This is a genomic window from Nesterenkonia lutea (assembly GCF_014873955.1).
In the GTDB taxonomy this organism is placed as follows: domain Bacteria; phylum Actinomycetota; class Actinomycetes; order Actinomycetales; family Micrococcaceae; genus Nesterenkonia; species Nesterenkonia lutea.
The window spans coordinates 2,577,253-2,598,231 of the sequence record NZ_JADBED010000001.1; the positions used below are offsets into that span (position 1 = coordinate 2,577,253).

The window sequence follows — 20,979 nt, forward strand, 5'->3', positions numbered from 1 at the left end:
TAGGGCCCATGAGTGCAATCGCAACACATCAGGCAACTGTCCGTACTTCCATGGGCGAGATCATCGTCGAGCTCTTCGGGAACCATGCGCCCAAGACCGTGGACAACTTCGTGGGTCTCGCCACCGGCGAGCAGGAGTGGACCCACCCCGAGTCGGGCGAGAAGATGGTCGACACTCCGCTCTACAGCGGCACCGTCTTCCACCGCATCATCTCCGACTTCATGATCCAGGGCGGAGACCCGCTGGGTCTCGGCGTGGGTGGCCCCGGCTACAAGTTCGGTGATGAGATCCACCCAGAGCTGGACTTCACCGCACCATACAAGCTGGCCATGGCCAATGCCGGTCCGGGGACCAATGGTTCACAGTTCTTCATCACGTCGGTGGCGACCACCTGGCTTCAGGGCAAGCACACCATCTTCGGCGAGGTCAGCGACCCCGAGTCCCAGAAGATCGTGGACGCGCTGAACACCGTGCCCACCGATAACCGGGACCGCCCCAAGGAAGACGTGGTCATCGAGAAGATCGATATCAAGAAGCTCTGAGGAGCTGGGCATCACCGCAACATCCTGTCCGCAGCATCCGGACAGGCCGGCCTCCGTGCAGTGTCAGCGCTGCGATCGGCCGGCCTGCCCGGAGTGTCTGCGGGAAGCTCCAGTGGGGTACCAGTGCGTGGACTGCCTCGAGCAGGCGCGCACCGACTGGCAGCGCAGACGCCCCACCACTCGCTCCCAGTTCGGGGCAGTGATCCGACCCGGCCAGCGCCCCGTCGTCACCTTCACGGTCATCGGGCTCTGCGTGATCCTCTATATCCTGCAGCTGGTCAGCGACACCGTCACCGCCGCGCTCTGGTATGCGCCCCTGCAGACCTCCTCCTGGACCTTCGAGCCGTGGAGGATGCTGACCTCGGCCCTGGTGCATTCACCGTCGAACGCGATGCACCTGCTGTTCAACATGTTTGCGATCTGGTTCGTCGGCCGGAGCATCGAACCAGCACTCGGCAGGCTCCGCTACATCGCCCTGCTGAGCCTCTCCGCTCTCGGCGGATCCGTGGCGGTGCTCTACCTCACCCCCGCCCTGACGCCGACGCTCGGGGCCTCCGGAGCCGTCTTCGGACTCTTCGGCGCGCTGTTCATCCTCATGCGCTCAACCGGATCCCAGACCGGCGGAATCCTCACGCTGATCGCGATCAATGTGGTGATCAGCTTCGTGATCCCCGGCATCTCCTGGCAGGGCCACTTCGGCGGACTCCTCACCGGTGCCCTGTGCGCCCTGCTCATCTCCAAGACTCCGCGGGCACGTTCAGGTGACCCGCAGAAGGACGCCCGCCGCCAGGGTAAGTGGCAGGGACTCGGACTGGCCGGCGTCGCCGTGCTGCTGGTCGCCCTGACTGCCCTCGGCATGCAGCTGGTGGATCCCTACACCTGATCAGCGGCAGCCCCCTGGCGCGGCAGGAATCCCCGGGCCCCACACCGTGCCGTGATGTGAACCGGACTAATCCACAGTTTTATCCACACTTCACAGCATACTGTGGATATCGCTCTGAGCTGGAGAAACACACGCGTGTAACTTATGCACACTGTGGATAAACCCTGTGAACAATGCTTCTCGGCCTCGGTCCCGGTGACAAAAGATGCCGGACCCACCGTGCGGTGGATCCGGCATCCCGGTGCTTCCTTGAGCCGGCCTGCGGCCTGGGGCCTACCGCCGAGGGGCCGAACCCTGCGGACGGCGCTCTGCAGCGCTGGAGCCGCTCCACTGCTCCTCCATGGTGGGCCACATCCGTTTGAGGATGTCGTTCCACGTGATCGCGCCCGCCAGACCGGTGTCCGAATAGACCACCGCCAGCTGTTCCCCCGCCTCCCGCATGGTCTGGAACGCCTCATAGACCGAGGCACCGGTGCTCACCACCAGCGCCGGACGCGCCAGGTCGCTGACCGGGTGCTCCGCGTCCACGGTGAGGGTGTCCCGGACATGGACGACCAGCGGATCCGCCCCCGTCTCGGGGATGATCAGCACGCGCAGGTGCCCCGTTCGCCGGGCGGCCGCCTGGACATCTGCCGCCGTGGCGCTGGCCGGCACCGTGGTCGTCTCCTGGCGCGTGCGGGCGGCGATCACGTCGTCGACGGTGAGCGTCTCCAGATCGATGACCCGGGAGATCTGCGAGGCGGAGGCCTCGTCCAGGGTTCCGGTGCGGGTGGAATGCTCCACCAGATGCCGGATCGTCTCCGAGTCGTAGCCTCCCGCCGCCGCCCGGTCCACCGGGGTGATGCCAGTGGCTGAGACGAGGCGGTTGGCGATGTGGTTGATCCACAGCAGCAGGGGGCGGAACCCCCAGAGGATGATCTGCGCGGGGAGCGCGACGAGCTTGACGGCCCGCTCAGGGTGGGCGATGGCCCAGGACTTCGGGGCCATCTCGCCGACCACCAGGTGCAGGAACGTCATCAGCAGCAGCGCCAGCGCAAAGGCCAGTGCATCCGCCGCCCAGTACGGCAGGCTCCAGGACTCGAAGACCGGGGTCAGCGCATAGTGCACCGCCGGCTTGCTGACCGCACCCAGAGCAAAGGTGCACGCGGTGATGCCCAGCTGGGCGCCTGCGAGCATGACCGTGAGTTCATTGAGTCCGCGCAGCGCGGCTCGGGCGGAGCGGCTGTGCTCTGCCGACTCCTCCAGCCGGTGCCGGCGTGCAGCCAGCAGGGCGAACTCCAGGATGACGAAGAACGCGGAGATGACGATGATGGCGACGGTGATCGCCAGAGTGATGACCCAGTCGCTCATCGTTCCTCCTCGTTCTCTTCGGTCAGGCGAAGGTGCACTGACTCCGGGACATGTCGGTCGACGCTGAGCACTGTCACATCGAGCCAGCGCTGCGGCGGGGAGGACTCTGCGAAGTCCGCGGGATCCGCCGGGAGCTCCACACGGACCTCCTGCCCCTCGGTCAGCAGGGAGCCCTCCTGGGCCATCAGCAGACCGGAGAGCGTCTCATAGTCTCCCTCGGGGAAGCTTCGGCCGATGACTCGTTCCACCTCATCGAGGTGAAGGTCACCGTCCACTCGCCAGAATCCTTCGCTCACGGCCTCGATGCCGCTGGGCGCCTCGTCGTCGTGCTCATCAGTGATGTCGCCGAGGATCTCCTCGGCGAGGTCCTCCATCGTGACGACCCCGGTGAATCCGCCATATTCATCGATGACGCAGGCAAGCTTCGCCTCGGCGGCGCGCAGCGTGCGGACCGCGTCAGGCAGCGGCATGAGCGTGGGGACGATGACCGGTCTGCGCATCAGCTCGGTGGCCGGGACGTCCTCGCTGAGATCGGTGCCCAGAAGATCCACCAGATGCACGACCCCCACGGGTTCGTCATGGGTGTCGACCACCGGATAACGGGTGTGCTCCTCGGCCATCAGCGTCCGAATCTCACCGAGAGTGGTGTCGGGGTGGATCAGGCCGGTCCGTGAACGGGGCACCATCGCGTGCTCGACATCGTGTTCGGGAAAGTCCAGGATCCGGTCCAGGGTCAGGTACATCTCTTCGGCGAGGTCCCCGCTCTCATGCGAGCTCGAGACGATGTGCTCCAGGTCCTTTGCAGTGGCGCTGGACTCCACATCATGGACCGGTTCGATCCGCAGCAGCTTCAGCAGGGCGTTGGCGGCCACGTCGAAGATCGAGATGAGCCAGCCGAAGGATGCCAGGTAGAACTTGGTGGAGCCGGCCAGGCCCAGCGCCAGCGGGGTGGGATTCGCAATGGCGTAGTTCTTCGGGAAGAGCTCCCCGAAGATCATCTGCACCACGGTGGAGACCAGCAGCGCGACGACGGTGCCCACGGCGATGCCGGCTGCGGCGGGGACTCCGACGCCGCCGAGCAGCTCGCCCAGACCCGCGCCGACGAAGGGCTCGGCCACGTAGCCGACCATCAGGCCGGTCACCGTGATGCCCAGCTGTGCCCCGGAGAGCATGAACGAGGTCCGCCCGGTGACATCGAGCGCGCGCTGCGCCCGCTTGTCGCCACCGGCGGCCATGGACCGCAGACGGTTTCTGTCCACCGACATATAGGCGAACTCCTGGGCCACGAAATAGCCGTTGGCGGCGATGATCACCAGGATCAGCACGATGCCGAGGAGAAGGAGCAGCAGGGCGATCACCGGAGGGCCACCCTCGGGGCGCCGCTGCAGCGGTCAGCATGACCGGCATACGCAGTGCTCGGGGGACGATGTCGTCGGCGGCGGAGCACTGCGCGTTGTAAGTCGTACACCTGTGTCAGGCACCTCTTCAGTCGTTCGGATGTTGTGTTAGATGGAGACTATAGCCGAACTGCCCTCGCGCGACAGTGCGCCGGCGGCCTTCAGCAGGAACAGAGCAGGTGAGAACGGCTCAGCGAAAAGAAAAGGCTCTCCGCACCTGCAGGTGCGGAGAGCCGGTTTCTTCAGCTGGAGCTCATCTGGTGGAGGCAAGGGGACTCGAACCCCTAACCCCCTGCTTGCAAAGCAGGTGCGCTACCAATTGCGCCATGCCCCCAGATTTTTCAGGCTATCAGACCGAATCTGTAGCCCGGGACCAGACTTCGCGAGCATCCTCAGCGCGTCGCCATTGGCGATAACCGAGGATCCCCGCCACGGAGAGAGCCGCAAAGACAATGCGCTTCATTGCTTCCTCCTGGAGTCCGGGGTGGGCGTAGGAGGACTTGAACCTCCGACCTCATCGTTATCAGCGATGCGCTCTAACCGCCTGAGCTATACGCCCCCGACACCTCATACAAGGTGCGTCATCCTCATCAGGACGACCACTACACGTTACATCGTCCCCAGCGGCGCCGCCAAATCGGGAACCGGCATCCGGTCCCACGGGAGCCGCGAGGCTCAGTCGTCGGTCAGTGTGACGCCGACGCCTCCCACCAGGGAGGCGGAGAGGTTGTACAGCACCGCTGCCAGCATCGAGAGCACGGTCAGCAGCACCACATTGATCACCGCGATGATCGTCGCGAAGGAGGCGACCTGTCCGATGGTGACGAGCTCCTCCACGCGGAAGGTCCCGCCGCCGCCCTCGGTGCCCAGAATCTGGCCCAGGAGCTCGTTGACCCGGTCGAAGATGCCTGTGACGTCCATCACCGACCACAGGGTGACCGCGGCGACCACGGTCATGATCCCCAGCGCCACCGAGAGCAGGAAGCTCATCTTCAGCACCGACCAGGGATCGACCTTGGAGATCAGCAGCCGGGCCTTGCGCACCTTCGCCTTGGGCGTGGGTCGCACGAGACCGGGCTGAGGACGGGACCCGGCGGGACGCTGTCCGGCCGCAGGACGTCCGGCAGGGGCTCGCGAGCCGGCGCTGGGACGGGGACCCGGGGCCCCCGTCTGCGCGCCCTGGGGTGGGCTGGCCGTGGTGGCGCCCGCAGCAGACTGGGCGCGAGGCCGCGGCGCGGGGAACCGGTTGGCCGGGCGCGCCGCGGAGGAGCCGGTCTGGCTCCCTGAATTACCTGCGCCTTTGCTTGCGCTCACTGAAGACCTCCATCAGGCATCATCTCGGGCCGCTTCGTCTCGGTCCGCTTCATCAGGGACCAACGCTACTGCATCGGCGGGGTCTGGGCTGTCAGCTGGTTCCGAGCCGACCTCGGGTGTCTCGGACTCTCCGGTGACCGCCAGGGTCACTGCAGAGCTCCGCGCCACCTTGAGGATCCGGTCCTTCTTGCGCGGCTTCGCGAAGATGACCCCCATGGTGTCACGTCCCTTGGAGGGCACGCCGGAGACGGGGGAGCGCACCACCATGCCGGATTCCATGACCACGAGGACCTCGTCGTCGTCCTCGACCACCATGGCGCCGACGAGATCGCCGCGGTCCTCGACGAGCTTGCCCACCTTGATCCCGAGACCGCCGCGACCCTGCACGCGGTATTCGTCCACGTCTGAGCGCTTGGCATAGCCGGCCTCGGTGACCACGAACACATAGGAGCCCTCGGTGACGACGTCTGCGGCGAGCAGCTCGTCCTCCTCGCGGAACTTCATGCCGGTCACACCGGAGGTGGCGCGTCCCATCGGGCGCAGCGCCTCATCGGTGGCGGTGAAGCGCAGCGACTGGCCCTTTCGCGATACCAGCATCAGGTCATCCTCGGCTGAGACCAGCTTGGAGGAGACCAGCTCATCGTCCTCGCGCAGGTTGATCGCGATGACGCCGGCCTGGCGGGGGGTGTCGTAGTCGGTGAGCACCGTCTTCTTCACCAGGCCCCGCTTGGTGGCGAGCACCAGGTACGGCGCGTCCTCATAGGTGCGCAGCGGCAGCACCCCGGCGATGTACTCATCGGGCTGGAACGCCACGATGTTCGCCACGTGCTGGCCCTTGGAATCCCGTCCCGACTCCATCAGGTCATAGCACTTGGTGCGGTAGACCCGGCCGAGATTGGTGAAGAAGAGGATCCAGTGATGTGTGGTGGTGACGAAGAAGTGCTCGACGATGTCATCGGCGCGCAGCTGGGCTCCGCGCACGCCCTTGCCGCCGCGGTGCTGCGCGCGGTAGTTGTCGATCTTGGTGCGCTTGACGTAGCCATCACGGGTGATGGACACGACCACGTCCTCCTCGGGGATCAGATCCTCCATGGCCATGTCACCGTCGTAGCCGAGCTGGATATGCGTCCGTCGATCGTCGCCGTGCTTCTCCACGATCGTGTCCAGCTCAGCGCCGACGATGCGCCGCTGCCGGTCCTCCGAGCCCAGAATGTCCTGGAAGTCGGCGATCATGGTCATCAGCTCGTCGTATTCGTCCTGCAGCCGCTGCCGCTCGAGCGCGGCGAGCTTGCGCAGCTGCATGTCCAGGATGGCCTGGGCCTGATCGTCGTCGATCTCCAGCAGCGACTTCAGGTTCTGCCTCGCCTCGTCCACGGTGGAGGAGCCGCGGATCGTGGAGATCACGCGGTCGAGATCATCCAGCGCCTTGAGCAGGCCCACCTTGATGTGCGCCTCACGCTGGGCCTTGTCGAGCCGGAACTGGGTGCGCCGGACGATCACCTCGATCTGGTGCGTGACCCAGTGGTGGACGAAGGCATCCAGGCTCAGCGTGCGCGGTATCCCGTCGACCAGCGCGAGCATGTTCGCGGAGAAGTTCTCCTGCAGCTGGGTGTGCTTATAGAGGTTGTTCAGCACCACCTTCGCCACGGCATCGCGCTTGAGCACGACCACCAGGCGCTGACCGGTGCGGCCCGAGGACTCGTCACGCAGGTCAGCGATCCCTGAGACCTTGCCGTCCTTGACCAGCAGTGCGATCTTCCGCGCCAGGTTGTCGGGGTTGGCGTGGTACGGCAGCTCGGTGACCACCAGGCAGGTGCGCCCCTGGAGCTCCTCGACGCTGACCACTGCGCGCATGGTGATCGAGCCGCGACCGGTGCGGTAGGCCTCTTCGATGCCCCGGGTGCCCAGGATCTGCGCGCCGGTGGGGAAATCGGGACCCTTGATGCGGGTCAGCAGCGCCTCCAGCAGCTCTTCGCGGCTGGCCTGCGGGTTCTGCAGGTACCACTGCACCCCGGAGGCCACCTCGCGCAGGTTGTGCGGCGGGATGTTCGTGGCCATGCCCACGGCGATGCCGGATGAGCCGTTGACCAGCAGGTTCGGGAAGCGGGAGGGCAGGACAACCGGTTCCTGCTGCTTGCCGTCGTAGTTGTCCTGGAAGTCGACGGTGTTTTCGTTGATGTCCCGGACCATCTCCATGGCCAGCTGGGCCATCTTGGTCTCGGTGTACCGAGGAGCGGCCGCGCCGTCGTCGCCGGGGTTGCCGAAGTTTCCCTGCCCGGTGGCCAGCGGATAGCGCATCACCCAGTCCTGGATGAGCCGCACCAGGGCATCGTAGATCGCCGAGTCACCATGCGGGTGATAGGAACCCATCACCTCGCCCACCACGCGGGCGCACTTGTTGAAAGACCGGTCCGGGCGGAAGCCGCCGTCGTACATCGCGTAGAGCACGCGGCGGTGGACCGGCTTGAGCCCGTCGCGGACGTCAGGCAGCGCTCGGCCGACGATCACGGCCATCGCGTAGTCCAGATAGGACCGCTTCATCTCGGTCTGCAGATCAATCTGGCGGATCCGGTCGGTGGTCACGATGTCATCGACGACGACGCCCTCGACTGCCTCGGACGGACCGCCCTGGGAATCCTGTGGTTCTTCGGTGTTGTCACTCACGTGTGGTGTTCTCCCTGTTGCGGAATTCGACGGCTGATCTTCTCCTGGGCCCTGGTGGGCATGCGGGGATCAGATGTCGAGGAAGCGGACGTCCTTGGCGTTCTGCTGGATGAATCCGCGGCGGGACTCGACGTCTTCACCCATGAGGATGGAGAACACCTCGTCGGCGGCGGCGGCGTCCTCCATGGAGACCTGGAGCAGCGTGCGGTGGTCCGGATCCATGGTGGTCTCCCACAGCTCCGAGTAGTCCATCTCGCCCAGACCCTTATAGCGCTGGATGCCCAGCTCCTTGGGCAGCTTGCGGCCCTTGGATCGACCCTCGGCGAGGGCCCTGTCCCGCTCGGAGTCGGTGTAGACATAGTCCATGGGTCCGGACTGCCACTTGATCTTGTACAGCGGCGGCTGGGCCAGGAAGACGTTGCCGTGCTCGATCAGCGGGCGCATATAGCGGAAGAGCAGGGTCAGCATCAGGGTGGTGATGTGCTGACCGTCCACGTCAGCATCGGCCATCAGCACGATCTTGTGGTAGCGCAGCTTGGCCTGGTCGAAGTCCTCACCGATGCCGGTGCCGAAGGCGGTGATCATCGACTGGACCTCTTGATTGCCCATGGCCCGGTCGAGCCGGGCGCGCTCCACATTGAGGATCTTCCCGCGCAGCGGCAGGATCGCCTGGGTGCGCGGGTCGCGACCGCGCTTGGCCGAGCCGCCGGCGGAGTCACCCTCGACCAGGTAGATCTCAGACTCGGAGGGGTCCTTGGAGGAGCAGTCCGCGAGCTTGCCGGGCATGCCCATGGTCTCCAGCGGAGATTTCCGGCGGGCGTTCTCCCTGGCCTTTCGCGCGGCGACGCGGGCATGCGCGGCGGACTGGGCCTTGCGCACGATGTCCCGCGCCGGACCGGGGTTCCGCTCCAGCCAGTCACCGAGGTAGTCGTTGACCACGCGCTGAACGAAGCCGCGGGTCTCGGTGTTGCCCAGCTTGGTCTTGGTCTGGCCCTCGAACTGCGGTTCGCGCAGCTTCACCGAGATCACCGCGGTGAGGCCCTCGCGGATGTCCTCGCCGGTGAGATTGTCATCCTTCTCGCGCAGGATCTGCTTGTCCCGGGAGTACTTGTTGATCAGCGTGGTCATGGCCGCGCGGAAGCCCTCCTCGTGGGTGCCGCCCTCATGAGTGTTGATCGTGTTCGCGTAGGTGTGCACTGATTCTGAGTAGGACAGCGTCCACTGCATCGCCAGCTCGGCCGCCATGCCGCGCTCGGTGTCCTCGGTCTCGAAGGCGATCACGTCATCGTGGACCACCTCGGCACGCTTGGTCGAGTTGAGATGGTTGACGTAGTCCAGGAGCCCGGCGTCGTACTGGTAGACGACAACACGGCCCTTGGGGGTCTCGATGATGCCGTCGCTTCCTCCGCCAGCTTCGGTGGGCTCCAGCTCGGCTGCGGCGGCGTCGTCCTCATGATGTCCCTCGAGGATCTCGTCGTGGACCACTTCGTTGCCAGCGATGTTGCGCTCGTCGCGCAGGGTGATGCGCAGTCCCTTGTTCAGGAAGGCCATCTGCTGGAACCGCGCGCGCAGGGTCTCGAAGTCGAACTCGGTGCTCTCGAAGATCTGCGGATCCGGGAAGAAGATCTGGGTGGTGCCGGTGGCCTCGGTCTCGGCACCGCGGGTCAGCTCATGAGTGGTCTCGCCGCCGTTGCCGAAGCCGATGCTCCACTCGTAGCCCTGCCGGCGCACGGTGGTGCGGACCTCCTCGGAGAGCGCGTTGACCACCGAGATGCCCACACCGTGCAGACCGCCGGAGACGGCGTAGCCGCTGCCGCCGAACTTGCCTCCCGCGTGCAGCACAGTCATCACGACCTCGACAGTGGGACGACCCTCTTTGGGGTGCATGTCCACGGGGATGCCGCGTCCATCGTCCTCGACGCGAACGCCGCCGTCCTCCTGCAGAGTGACCTGGATGTGCGAGCAGTAGCCGGCCAGGGCCTCATCCACAGAGTTGTCGACGACTTCATAGACCAGGTGGTGCAGACCGCGCTCTCCAGTGGAGCCGATGTACATGCCGGGACGCTTGCGGACTGCTTCCAGGCCCTCCAGGACGGTGATGTCCGAGGCGCCGTAGGTGCCCTGATGCTGCTTGTTCTCGTTAGCCGAGGTCACGGGCTATGCCGTCTCCTTGAGTCGCCGGGAAGGTCGTGGAAGCTGACCTTGTCATGACACAGACCAGTCCGAGTGGCATGAGCGCTCGGACCGTGTCCCCAGTCTACCGCGCCACGGCCACAGATCCGCATTTCTCGACCGCTCCGAAGGCATGGATCCAGGCTCTGGAGACCGGCGAAGGGGCCTGCAAGCAATCAGCAGACCTTCCGACAGGGATGGGTTCCACCCTATGGGCCCCAGTGCGGCATATCGCGGCCTGGCGATTCCGACCCGGCACCGTGTGCCAGGCGCGGCGAGGTGCGCGGCAAGGTGCCCGACGCTGCAGCTGACGCGGGGGTCATCCGTAGGTGTCGCGGGGGCCGCGCCCGCGCACCGACCAGCGGCCCTTCTTCCAGCTCGGTGCCTGGGGACCGCGGATGCTCAGTCCCGTCACGATGCCGGGTCCGAGCTCTCGGTTGAAGACATCCATCAGCTGGGGCTGCATGAGCTTCAGGTTCGTGGCCCAGGCGGACGAGTCGCAGAGGACTTCGACCACGCCGTTCTCGAACTTCTCCGGCCTGCAGTGTTCTGCGATCGCGCTGCCCACCAGCTGTTCCCATCGCGCGATCACCGAACCCACCGCCACCGGCGAACTCCAGCCGCGGGTCTTGATCAGTCCATCGACCACGCCGCCGAGCAGGTTCGGGTCCCGCCGATCGGCGCCGGGTCCCCGCTTGGCCGCCGCGGCGCGCTTCTGGCGGTCCCCTCCGCTGCTGCGCGGATCCCCGGCGAGCGAGGTTCCCTTCGGGGTCCCGCGGAGTCGGTGTTCACCGCGCCCCCTGGCGGCGGCCCGCATGCGGGCGAGCAGGATCTTGGCGGCGTCCTCATGGTCCTGGAGGTGGTCCTCAAGGCTGTTCATGGACTGACACCTGGCTGATCTGGTCCACCGATTCCACGCGCAGCGCGTGTCCCATGAGGCTCTCCGGGACATCATCGTCCACGGCCGCGGTCACGATCAGCTGCTCCGCCTCGGCCGCGAGCTCGGCCAGACGACGACGGCGGCGCGCGTCCAGCTCGGCGAAGACATCGTCGAGGATCAGCACCGGCTGGGCGCCCTCGGCGGGATCGTCATCGACCATCACGCGGTAGGCGCCGAGACGCAGCGCCAGCGCGAAGGACCAGGTCTCGCCGTGGGAGGCGAACCCCTTCACAGGCACCTCGTCCAGGCTGAAGGCGATGTCATCGCGATGCGGCCCCACCAGGGTGATGGCTCGGTCGCGCTCTGCGCGCCGGCTGGCCTGCAGCCGCTGCAGCATCAGGGCACCCAGCTCCGCGCGGGAGAGCAGCTCCAGCGCCGAGGCATCCGGCAGCTCGGTCCCGACCTCGGAGAGGTCATGCTCCTGCCCGAGGGCGGCCGGGGCCACCGATCCCGGATCCCCCTCGGGCTCGAGCGAGCTGAAGTATTGGACCCTGGCCGTGCGAACACTCCCGGAGAGCTGCTCGTAGGCGGTCGCCACATGCGGTCGCATCGCGGTGAGCATCTCAAGCCGTGCCTTGAGCAGATGAGATCCGGTTTCGGAGAGCTGATGGTCCCAGACCGCGAGCGTGGATTCATGCGTGGAGCTGAAACCCTCGTGTCGGATCGACTTCAGCAGAGCGTTGCGCTGTCTGAGGACCTTCTCGTAGTCCAGCCGCACGCGTCCCAGCGCGGGCCGCAGCTGCACGGCGAGGTCGTCGAAGAGCCGGCGCCGAAAGGTGGGCGGGCCTTTGATCAGCTCAAGGTCCTCGGGGGCGAACAGCACTGTGCGCAGGATCCCGAGCACATCGGTGGCCCGGACCGGGTTTCCCCGATTGATCCGGGCGCGATTGCTGCGGCCGGGGTTGATCTCCACCTCAAGCTTGGCCTGTCTGCTCCCGCGGTGTGCATCCGCGCGGATGAAGGCCTGCTTCTCGCCGTGGCGCACCAGCGGCGCATCCTGGGTGACCCGGTGCGAGCTCAAGGTGGAGAGATAGCCGATGGCCTCGGCGATGTTGGTCTTGCCGACTCCGTTGAAGCCCAGCAGCACGTTGGGACCCGGGTGCAGCTGCAGCTCCGCATGGGCGTAGCTGCGGAAGTCCGTGAGGGTCAGCTGTGACAGCCGCATGGTCTCCTCGGCTGCCCGCGTCTACTGGTTGATCAGACGCACCGGCATCAGCAGATACCGGAAGTCGATGGACTTCTCCCCATCGGCCTCGGCCTGGCCCGTGATCATCGCGGGTTTGGGAGCCGAGACGAAGGAGAACCGCAGGTACTGGGAATCGATGACGTTGAGTCCCTCGTTCAGGTACGCCGGGTTGAAGCCGACGGTGATCGGTTCGCCGTTGAGGGTGGCCGGAATGACCTCGGAGGCTGAGGCGGCGTCGTCCACGCCGGCGTCGAGGATGACCTCGTCGTCCTCGGTGAACTGCAGACGCACGTGACCGTTGCGCTCGGAGACCAGTGAGACACGACGTGCCGCTTCGATGAACTCCGCGGTGTTGACCACGGCGTGGATCGGGGTGTCCTCGGGGAAGAGCTGACGGATCTTCGGGTAGTCACCGTCGACGAGCACTGAGGTCGTGCGACGCCCACCGGAGGAGAAGCCCACCAGCTCGGCCGATTCGGAGAGGGCGATCTGCAGCGATCCGGCTCCGGCCAGGGACTTTGCGACATCGTTGAGGGTCTTGGCCTTGATCAGCACGGAGGTGGAGATGTCCGGCGTCACGGGGCTCCAGTGGATCTCGCGCATGGCCAGCCGGTACCGGTCTGTGGCCAGGAAGGTGATCGTGTCGCCCTCGATCTCGACCTTGACGCCGGTGAGGATGGGCAGGGTGTCGTCCTTGGAGGCGGCGGTGATCACCTGTGAGACCGCCCGGGCGAACGCTGCGCCGTCCACGGTTCCTGCGGTCTCGGGCATGCCCGGAAGCTCCGGGTACTCGTCCACCGGCATCGTGGAGAGCGTGAACTTCGAGGATCGGCAGGTCAGGAGCACGCGAGAATCCTGAAGCTGCACTGTCACCGGCGCATTGGGCAGGGACTTGACGATGTCGTTGAGAAGCCGTCCGGAGACGAGGATCGTTCCCTGCTGCACGACATCTGCTTCGATGTGCAGCTGGGCCGAGATCTCGTGGTCGAAGCTGGAGATGGTGACCGTCTGGTCGGCCGCGGTGATGTGCAGACCTGCCAGGACCGGTGCGGGGGGTCGAGGGGAGAGTGAACGGGCGGCCCATGAGACCGCTTCGGAGAGAACGTCCCGTTCAACAGTGAACTCCACTGATCCCTGCCTTCCTTGGTGCGCTTCGACAGCCGGGTCGGTGAATGTCAAGCATCTGCGGGTTGTGTCGAGTGTCGAGCCTACCTGCAAATCCGAGGGGGACGCTAGCAGAGAGGAAGAGGACCACCATATGAGGTCTCTGTGGTGCACGCAGGCACAAGATCTGGGATGGCTCTCGTTCTTCCCCGCTCTGCACCGACCGGTGATTGTTCTCTGTCATTCAAAGGGTTAAGGGGCAGAAGTGTTAACAGGTGTTGTGGAAACTGTGGATAAGTCCCTCGATGCGGGTGTCTGGCCTGAACTGCCTGTGTACTCGGCGGTGGACGCTTTCCGCTTCGGGTGTGCAGGGATGTGGAATATCTCCACGCCGCCGACATGTCATTTCCCCAGCTCGACGGTCATGGTCCCCAATGTCAGCGGATGGTGCACCGCATACTGCACCGGTTTATCCACAGCCGTTGAAGAGAATCTGGGAAACTCCACTGCGTCCTGTGGATATGTGGGAAAACCTGTGGAGATCTCCCTGAGGTCTGGCCCCTGATCCTATGGGAGACGCGGAATGACAATGGTGTGAGCTGTGGAGCGGAGAGTTCTCCACAGGTGTCAACAGTGGTCCTGACTGCGGAGCGCGCAGCGGTTAGCGCTGCTGCTTGATCTTGTTGGTCAGCTCGGTGACCTGGTTGAAGACGGCCCGCCGCTCGGCCATGAGCTCGCGGATCTTGCGCTCCGCGTACATCACCGTCGTGTGATCGCGGCCTCCCAGCGCCTGACCGATCTTGGGCAGGGACATCTCCGTGAGCTCCCGCAGCAGGTACATGGCGATCTGCCGGGCGTTGACGAGCTTCCGGTTGCGGGACTTCGAGGTCAGCTCCTCCACTGTGAAGGTGAAGTACTCCGCGGTCGCGTTGATGATCTGGTCTGCTGTGATCTCTTGAGCGTGGTCATCGGATATCAGATCCCGCATGACCTGTTCCGCGAGAGCAAGGTCCACGGACTGCTTGTTCAGCGCGGCATAGGCGGTGACCCGGATCAGCGCACCCTCGAGCTCGCGGATGTTCGAGGAGATCTTCGAGCCGATGTACTCCAGGACGTCGTCGGGACAGGAGAAGTTCTCGGCGGTGGCCTTCTTCCGCAGGATCGCGATGCGCGTCTCCAGCTCAGGAGGCTGGATGTCAGTGATCAGTCCGAGCTCGAACCGCGACCTGAGCCGCTCCTCGAAGCCGGAGAGCCGCTTCGGCGGCAGGTCCGAGGTGATGACCACCTGCTTGTTGTTGTTGTAGAGCGTGTTGAAGGTATGGAAGAACTCCTCGACGGTTCGTTCTTTGTCAGCGAGGAACTGGATGTCGTCGAGGAGCAGGATGTCGACGTTGCGGTACAGGTGCTTGAAGCTGGCGCCCTCGTCGTCGCGGATCGAATTGATGAAGTCATTGGTGAACTCCTCGGAGTTCACGTAGCGGACGCGGATCCCGGAGTAGAGCCGCTGCGCGTAATGGCCGATCGCGTGGAGCAGGTGAGTCTTGCCCAGGCCCGAGTCCCCGTAGATGAACAACGGGTTATAGGCCTTGGCGGGAGCCTCGGCCACGGCGTTCGCCGCGGCGTGGGCGAAGCGGTTCGAGGAGCCGATCACGAAGGTGTCGAAGGTGTAGCGGGGATTCAGCCGGGATGTCTCGTAGTGCTCGATGCCGCTGGCCGCGAAGGAGGCCGGAGCAGCCGGTCGTGCCAGAGGCCTCCGCTCGGAGAGCCGCTCCTGGTGCAGGGGCTGTTCGGCGCGTTCGTACTGGGAATAATCCGTCGGCGCGAAGCTGCGCCGGCCGAACCCGTCATGCGCCGGCTCGGCACGCTCGTACACGCTGCGAGCGGGGGCGGGACTGCGCCCGGTCTCCTCCTGAGGCAGTTCGCTGGGATAGAGATCATCCACGGCGGTGGAGGATGCCGAAGCCGCCGAAGGGGCTGACGCGGCGCTGCCGGAGAGACCGATCTCACGCTGGCGCTGGGCGAGCTCCGGGTCGATCACATAGGCGCAGCGGACCGCTTTTCCGAACACCGTGCGCAGGGCGGCGCTGAGCTGGGTGGCCAACGTGGACTGCATGAGTTCCCGCACGCGCTCGTGGGGGACGGCCAACAGCAGGGTGTCCCCGATGAGCTGGTCTCCCTGCGGCACCGCCCGGCCCACATCGGTGAGCTTCAGACCGGCGATGCCGTGGTTCTCGCGGAGCTCGGCCAGCACCTGCTGCCATTGGCGCGGCACATCGACCTCATACTCAGCAGGCACGCTGCTCCCCTCGTGGACATCGGCGAATTTCTGCACACAGTATTCCACAGCTTCTGTGGATACTCCTGTGGGAAAACCGGCATCTTCCGCGTCATCCCGGCTCAGACCGCGTTGATCTCGCGGCGCTGCCAGCCGAGCAGTCCCAGCAGGATCCCGCCGATCCCGAGTCCGCTGAGCCAGAGCACCGGAGCCCAGGCGATGGGTTCCACCGGGTACTGGGCGAGGTGGGAGAAGATGTTGACCTCATGCAAGAGCTCAGGCAGGTCCAGGAGCTGCCCGAAGTTGGTCATCACCGCCGCCCAGCCCACGAGGCTGAAGCCGACCACGCCGGTGAAGCGGGGAGCCCAGCCGAAGGCCGCGGCAGTCATCCCCACCACGGCGAGCACGGCCGGGCCCTGATGAAGGCTCGCCAGGAGAAGGTCTGCGAAGTGCTGACCCGAGTCTTCACGCAGCACCGCAGCGGCCGCGCCGCCGGTGGAGAGCCCCACCAGGAGCAGGATCAGCGCGAGGCCTCCCAGCAGCACGGTGAGGTGCGCCGTCATCCAGCCTCGACGGCCCAACGGGGCGGTGAGCAGCAGCTCCGCTCGCCCGTGAGCCTCCTCCCGACGCATATGGGCCACCCCGCTCACACCTGCCGCGGCGACGAAGATCGCCAGGAATACCCCCATGTACGCCAGGTAGCCCAGCATCAGGTCTTCGCCGGTGAAGACCTGTTGGAACTGTTCGGGCAGATCGTCCGCGGCCTCCATCATGGTCCGGGCATAGCCTCCGAACATGGCCCCGCACAGCACCAGGGCGATGCCCCAGCCGCGCAGGCCGCTGCGCAGACCATGGGCCGCGATTCCAACCGGGGTCCCGAGCGAGGCACGAGCGCGTGCCGGCCCCGGCCGCGCGGGGAGAAGGCCAGCACCGAGATCCCGACGCGTGCTGAGCTTCAAGGCCCAGGCGACGCCCGCGAGGGCCAGGACGAGCAAGAGAGCCAGCGGCCACCAGCGGTCCTCCACATAGGGGGCGGTCTGCTGTGACCAGCCCAGGGGCGAGAACCAGGACAGAGCCGTGCCTCCGGCAGCCGCCATGTCCCCGCCCATGCGGATCAGATAGCTCAGCCCGAGCAGTGATCCGGCCAGGCCCGAAGCGGTTCGAGCGGATTCGGTGAGCTGGGCAGCGACGGCACCGGCGGCCGCGAAGAAGATTCCGACCGAGGACCCTGACCCTGCCACCAGCAACGAACCAGCAGGGGCGAATCCGCCGGAGAGTGCTCCCAGCAGGACCAGGATCGCGGCCAGGAGATTCGCCAGCAGCACCAGCATCAGCGCGGCGGCCAGGGTGGCGTGGCGACCCACCACATTGGCCCGCAGCAGCTCGGCCCGGCCTGACTGCTCCTCCCCCCGGGTGTGCCGCACCACGGTGAAGATGCTCATGAGTGCGGTCAAGAGATAGATGAAGAGCACGTAGCCTGCGGCGTAGAACCGCTCGAAGGTGGGTTCTGCCATTCCGTAGGCCGGACCGGTCATCAGCCGTCCCACCGGATCGGCGAAGATTCCGGCCATCTGGATCAGCTCAGCCTCGTCGGCGACGATGGCCTGGACTGCGTTGGCCACGTAGAAGCTCATCAGCCCGATGCCGAGGACCCAGAGCCCCAGCCGCAGGCGATCCCGGCGCAGCATCAGGCGCAGCAGCAGGCCGGTGCCGGTCAGGCTGGCGTGGTCGGCCGAGCTGCGAGTGGCGGAGGGTGCCCGAGGCGGCGTCGTCATGATGCCCCGCTGGAGGCCGTCGCGCCGTCGGGGCCGTAGTGACGGATCAGGAGCTGTTCCAGGGTGGGCGGGTGGGCCGTGAGGGCGCGGAGCCCCAGGGACGTCAGGTACTGCATGGTCTCGGCCAGATGGTCTGCGTCGACCTCCACGATCGTCCGCGGGGAGCCCCCTGCGGTGCTGAGTCGCAGATCATGGACGCCCTCGAGGTGTCCCAGACGCTCAGGCGGCCGCTCGGTCTCGAACTCCACCGTGGTCCGCGTCATATGACGAAGCTGGGAGAGGCTCCCGGATTCGACGACGCGACCCTCGCGGATGATGGAGATGCGGTCTGAGAGCGCCTCGACCTGGGCGAGGATGTGACTGGAGAGCAGCACCGAGCGTCCCTCGGACCTGGTCTCCGCGATGACCTGCTGAAACACGACCTCCATGAGCGGGTCCAGGCCCGCGGTGGGCTCGTCGAGCAGCAACAGATCCACCTCAGCCGCCAGCGCGGCGATCAGAGCGACCTTCTGCCGATTGCCCTTGGAATACGTGCGGGTCTTCCGGCGGGGGTCCAGTGCGAAGCGCTCGATGAGGGCATCGCGACGAGAAGTGACGTGCCTGGAGCCGGCGGCACGGCTGCGCAGGCGAAGGAACATGTCGATGACTTCGCCTCCGGTCAGAGTCGGCCAGAGCTCGACGTCGCCGGGGACGTAGGCCAGGCGACGGTGCAGGGCCACCGCATCGCGCCAGGGGTCGCCGCCGAGGACCCGGACGGTTCCCGAGTCCGGTCTCAGCTGACCCAGCAGCACACGCAGCGCGGTGGACTTTCCTGCGCCATTGGGCCCGAGGAAGCCGTGGACCTCTCCCGCGGGGATGCTGAGATCCAGACCATCCAGGGCTCGCACCCGGCCGAAGGTCTTTCTCAGCTGCTCCACCTGGATGACGGGGTTCTCGGCAGTCATGTCCGCTCCTCTCGCCGTCCGATCCTGGGCCGGAGATACTACGATAGATCTCAGCGATGCCGCGGCCAATGGGCTGCGGGCCGGTGTCGGCCAGGATGCGGTGTGGATGAAGCCCGGCCTGACTTGACGACGCGCCGGGAACTCCCCTAGTGTTGACAGGTCGCCCCACAGTCCTGTCGTGCCTGCACACAGAATACTTGTCCGGGGCCCGATTGACTTCAAACCATCCAAGTGGGAGTACACAGTGAGCAAGCGGACTTTCCAGCCGAGCAACCGCCGTCGCAGCCGCAAGCACGGCTTCCGTTCCCGTATGCGCACCCGTGCCGGCCGATCCATCATCTCGACCCGCCGCGCCAAGGGCCGCAAGGAACTCTCGGCCTGATCCAGAACCATCCACGCTGACCAGCTGGTCAGCCGGGGAGAGTGCCTGCACCTTCCCCGACACCACGGCCCGTCCCACAGACCAGGGAACGGGCCGTTCGTGCATCTGCGGCAGTGTGCTCCTGATCCGGGCCCTGCGGCACAGGCTCCACCGCACCGAAGGAGAACTGACGCCGTGCTTCCCCGAGAACACCGGCTGACCTCCTCGCGCGACCACCGCGACACGATGAGGCAGGGTGTCCGTGCCGGTGGCGGAGGGGTGATGGTCGCAGTGAGGTTCCGGGCGCCGTCGTCGCCGAGGGAGACCTCCTGGCGGTGTGGACTCGTGGTGTCCAAAGCTGTGGGCAATGCCGTCGTGCGGCACCGGATCCAGCGTCGACTGCGGCACATCGTCTTTGGCCTCATGCGGGAAGGTGCCGTGGCCGTGCCGACCGACGCTCGGCTGGACATGGTGATCCGAGCGTTCCCCGAGATCGTCGACCTCGATCACCTGCGGCTGAGGGCCGAGGTGCTCAGATGCGCTCAGCGGGCTCTGCAGAAGAGCTCCCGGAAGGCAGAGAAGCTGTGATCCCGCACAGAGACCACGCACACCCCGAACCTTCGGGAGCGCAGTGGGTCCGACATCGCGCCTATTACGTGGCCGTGGACGAGACCCCGGGACTGCCCTCCACGCTCGTCGAGGAGGAAGAGCTGCGGCGCGGCCGCTGGGGCTGGCTCAGGGCAGCACCCTCCCTGCTGCTCGCTCTGCTGATCAGGGGCTACCGCAGGATCATCTCGCCGCTCTACGGGCAGGTGTGCAGCTTCTACCCCAGCTGCTCCGCCTATGGGCTGGAGGCGGTGACCACGCATGGAGTCATCCGTGGGGTGCCGCTGACCATCTGGAGGGTCCTGCGCTGCAATCCCTTCACCGGCGGCGGGGTGGACGCGGTCCCCGCCACGTCTCGGATTTGGCCGCAGGGTGCAGTACCGACGATCATAGAGACAAACCACCCACCGATCCCACGCGACGATGATGACTGATGTCATCAGCGCCGCCGAGCCGGCAGGCTGCTTCCGCATGACGCCTGGCCACGAAATCTGAGAGATACATGGGCTTTTTCGATACAATCATGTGGCCCTTCACCTGGGCCGTCTCCTTCATCCTGAGCACCTTCCACGGGCTGTTGAGCGCCATCGGGCTGCCCTCAGAATCGGGATGGAACTGGGTTCTGTCCATCGTCCTGCTCGTGCTCGTGATCCGCATCATCCTGATCCCGTTGTTCGTCAAGCAGATCAAGTCCCAGCGGGGCATGCAGGTCGTCCAGCCCGAGGTCCAGAAGCTGCAGGCCAAGTACAAGGGCAAGAAGGACGCCGTCTCGCGTCAGCAGATGGCCCAGGAGCAGCAGGCGCTGTTCAAGAAGCACAACGTGAATCCGTTCATGACGTGTCTTCCGCTGCTGGCTCAGATGCCGATCTTCTTCGCGCTCTTCTGGATGCTCAACCGCATGCGCGAGGAGCAGAACCAGCAGCAGGGATATGGTGCGCTCTCCGCCGAGGAGGTGCAGAGCTTCGACGGCTCCTCGATCTTCGGCGTCAGCATGTCGGACATGTTCCTGCCCTCCTTCAGTGCAGATCCGACTCGGTGGGACGTCGTCCTCCTGACCTCGGTCATGATCGTCACCATGGTGGCCACTCAGTTCTTCACCCAGAAGCAGCTGATGAGCAAGAACATGTCTGAGGCAGCACTGACCGGACAGTTCGCCCAGACCCAGAAGATGATGCTCTACCTCCTGCCGCTGGTGTTCGTGGTCGGCGGCGTGAACTTCCCGGTGGGTGTGCTGGTCTACTGGACCGCCACCAACTTCTGGACCATGGGGCAGCAGTGGTGGGTCATCCGCAACAACCCGACCCCCGGCTCCCAGGCAGAGAAGGAGCTCAACCTGCGCCGCGCCGCCCGCGGCCTGCCGCCCTTCAACGAGACCCCGAAACCGGTGGAGCAGCCGAAGCCGACGGGCAAGCACCTCGGCCAGACCTCCCAGCCGGCGAAGAAGAAGAAGAGGAAGAAGTAGCCAT

Annotated in this window: 18 protein-coding genes and 2 tRNA genes; 6 read left to right on the forward strand and 14 right to left on the reverse strand. The window is 65.8% G+C overall.

From position 1 onward, the window contains the following. The first annotated feature begins 8 nt into the window (after positions 1-8). Together H4W27_RS11760 and H4W27_RS11765 are read left to right on the forward strand one after the other, a co-directional pair. Positions 9-542: a peptidylprolyl isomerase gene (locus tag H4W27_RS11760; protein ID WP_192596097.1), complete on the forward strand. Its 534-nt coding sequence runs from the start codon at positions 9-11 to the stop codon at positions 540-542. A 112-nt stretch (positions 543-654) separates the two neighbouring features. Continuing rightward, positions 655-1,425 carry a rhomboid family intramembrane serine protease gene (locus H4W27_RS11765; protein ID WP_318782341.1) on the forward strand — a complete coding sequence of 257 codons (771 nt, stop codon included), beginning with the start codon at positions 655-657 and terminating at the stop codon, positions 1,423-1,425. A 273-nt stretch (positions 1,426-1,698) separates the two neighbouring features. Here H4W27_RS11765 and H4W27_RS11770 read toward each other — a convergent pair whose 3' ends face one another. The 14 genes from H4W27_RS11770 to H4W27_RS11830 all read right to left on the reverse strand — a co-directional run bounded on the left by H4W27_RS11770 (position 1,699) and on the right by H4W27_RS11830 (position 18,546). After that, complete coding sequence (locus H4W27_RS11770; RefSeq protein ID WP_192596098.1) at positions 1,699-2,775, reverse strand: CNNM domain-containing protein; 1,077 nt, start codon at positions 2,773-2,775, stop codon at positions 1,699-1,701. After that, positions 2,772-4,133 carry a hemolysin family protein gene (locus H4W27_RS11775; protein ID WP_192596099.1) on the reverse strand — a complete coding sequence of 454 codons (1,362 nt, stop codon included), beginning with the start codon at positions 4,131-4,133 and terminating at the stop codon, positions 2,772-2,774. Before H4W27_RS11775 ends, H4W27_RS11770 begins: the two co-directional genes overlap by 4 nt. 297 nt (positions 4,134-4,430) lie before the next feature. Further along, positions 4,431-4,506 (reverse strand) — tRNA-Ala (locus tag H4W27_RS11780). Positions 4,507-4,521: 15 nt separating this feature from the next. After that, positions 4,522-4,635 (reverse strand): DLW-39 family protein, encoded by a 114-nt coding sequence (locus tag H4W27_RS13965; RefSeq protein WP_225939106.1) that lies wholly within the window; start codon positions 4,633-4,635, stop codon positions 4,522-4,524. A gap of 22 nt (positions 4,636-4,657) precedes the next feature. Continuing rightward, positions 4,658-4,731: transfer RNA gene (locus H4W27_RS11785), tRNA-Ile, on the reverse strand. 116 nt (positions 4,732-4,847) lie between these two features. Continuing rightward, positions 4,848-5,486: a DUF3566 domain-containing protein gene (locus H4W27_RS11790; protein ID WP_192596100.1), complete on the reverse strand. Its 639-nt coding sequence runs from the start codon at positions 5,484-5,486 to the stop codon at positions 4,848-4,850. 12 nt (positions 5,487-5,498) lie between these two features. Beyond that, positions 5,499-8,150, reverse strand: a complete 2,652-nt coding sequence (gene gyrA, locus H4W27_RS11795) for a DNA gyrase subunit A (protein WP_192596101.1) — start codon at positions 8,148-8,150, stop codon at positions 5,499-5,501. 69 nt (positions 8,151-8,219) lie between these two features. Beyond that, on the reverse strand, positions 8,220-10,304 hold the full coding sequence (gene gyrB / locus H4W27_RS11800) for a DNA topoisomerase (ATP-hydrolyzing) subunit B (protein ID WP_192596102.1): 2,085 nt from the start codon (positions 10,302-10,304) through the stop codon (positions 8,220-8,222). A 337-nt stretch (positions 10,305-10,641) separates the two neighbouring features. Continuing rightward, positions 10,642-11,202: a DUF721 domain-containing protein gene (locus H4W27_RS11805; protein WP_192596103.1), complete on the reverse strand. Its 561-nt coding sequence runs from the start codon at positions 11,200-11,202 to the stop codon at positions 10,642-10,644. Beyond that, complete coding sequence (gene recF / locus H4W27_RS11810; RefSeq protein ID WP_192596104.1) at positions 11,189-12,427, reverse strand: DNA replication/repair protein RecF; 1,239 nt, start codon at positions 12,425-12,427, stop codon at positions 11,189-11,191. The genes H4W27_RS11805 and recF overlap by 14 nt, the downstream gene beginning before the upstream one ends. 21 nt (positions 12,428-12,448) lie before the next feature. After that, positions 12,449-13,576: a DNA polymerase III subunit beta gene (gene dnaN, locus H4W27_RS11815; protein WP_192596105.1), complete on the reverse strand. Its 1,128-nt coding sequence runs from the start codon at positions 13,574-13,576 to the stop codon at positions 12,449-12,451. A gap of 637 nt (positions 13,577-14,213) precedes the next feature. Beyond that, positions 14,214-15,749, reverse strand: a complete 1,536-nt coding sequence (gene dnaA / locus H4W27_RS11820; RefSeq protein WP_425572373.1) for a chromosomal replication initiator protein DnaA — start codon at positions 15,747-15,749, stop codon at positions 14,214-14,216. 200 nt (positions 15,750-15,949) lie between these two features. Next, entirely contained in the window at positions 15,950-17,602 is a 1,653-nt protein-coding gene (locus H4W27_RS11825) for an ABC transporter permease (RefSeq protein ID WP_192596106.1), read from the reverse strand. Continuing rightward, positions 17,599-18,546, reverse strand: a complete 948-nt coding sequence (locus H4W27_RS11830) for an ABC transporter ATP-binding protein (RefSeq protein ID WP_192596107.1) — start codon at positions 18,544-18,546, stop codon at positions 17,599-17,601. The genes H4W27_RS11825 and H4W27_RS11830 overlap by 4 nt, the downstream gene beginning before the upstream one ends. Before the next feature lie 244 nt (positions 18,547-18,790). Here H4W27_RS11830 and rpmH point away from each other — a divergent pair, with 244 nt between their 5' ends. From rpmH to yidC, 4 genes are all read left to right on the forward strand, one after another. Beyond that, on the forward strand, positions 18,791-18,928 hold the full coding sequence (gene rpmH / locus H4W27_RS11835) for a 50S ribosomal protein L34 (RefSeq protein ID WP_083504652.1): 138 nt from the start codon (positions 18,791-18,793) through the stop codon (positions 18,926-18,928). 174 nt (positions 18,929-19,102) lie between these two features. After that, the gene (rnpA, locus tag H4W27_RS11840) at positions 19,103-19,495 is read left to right on the forward strand and encodes a ribonuclease P protein component (RefSeq protein ID WP_192596108.1); all 393 of its coding nucleotides are present in this window, start codon (positions 19,103-19,105) and stop codon (positions 19,493-19,495) included. Next, a complete protein-coding gene (gene yidD, locus H4W27_RS11845; protein WP_318782343.1) occupies positions 19,492-19,947 on the forward strand; it encodes a membrane protein insertion efficiency factor YidD in 456 nt (151 codons plus the stop codon). Before rnpA ends, yidD begins: the two co-directional genes overlap by 4 nt. A 68-nt stretch (positions 19,948-20,015) precedes the next feature. Then, the gene (yidC, locus tag H4W27_RS11850; RefSeq protein WP_192596110.1) at positions 20,016-20,975 is read left to right on the forward strand and encodes a membrane protein insertase YidC; all 960 of its coding nucleotides are present in this window, start codon (positions 20,016-20,018) and stop codon (positions 20,973-20,975) included. Positions 20,976-20,979: the final 4 nt, after the last annotated feature.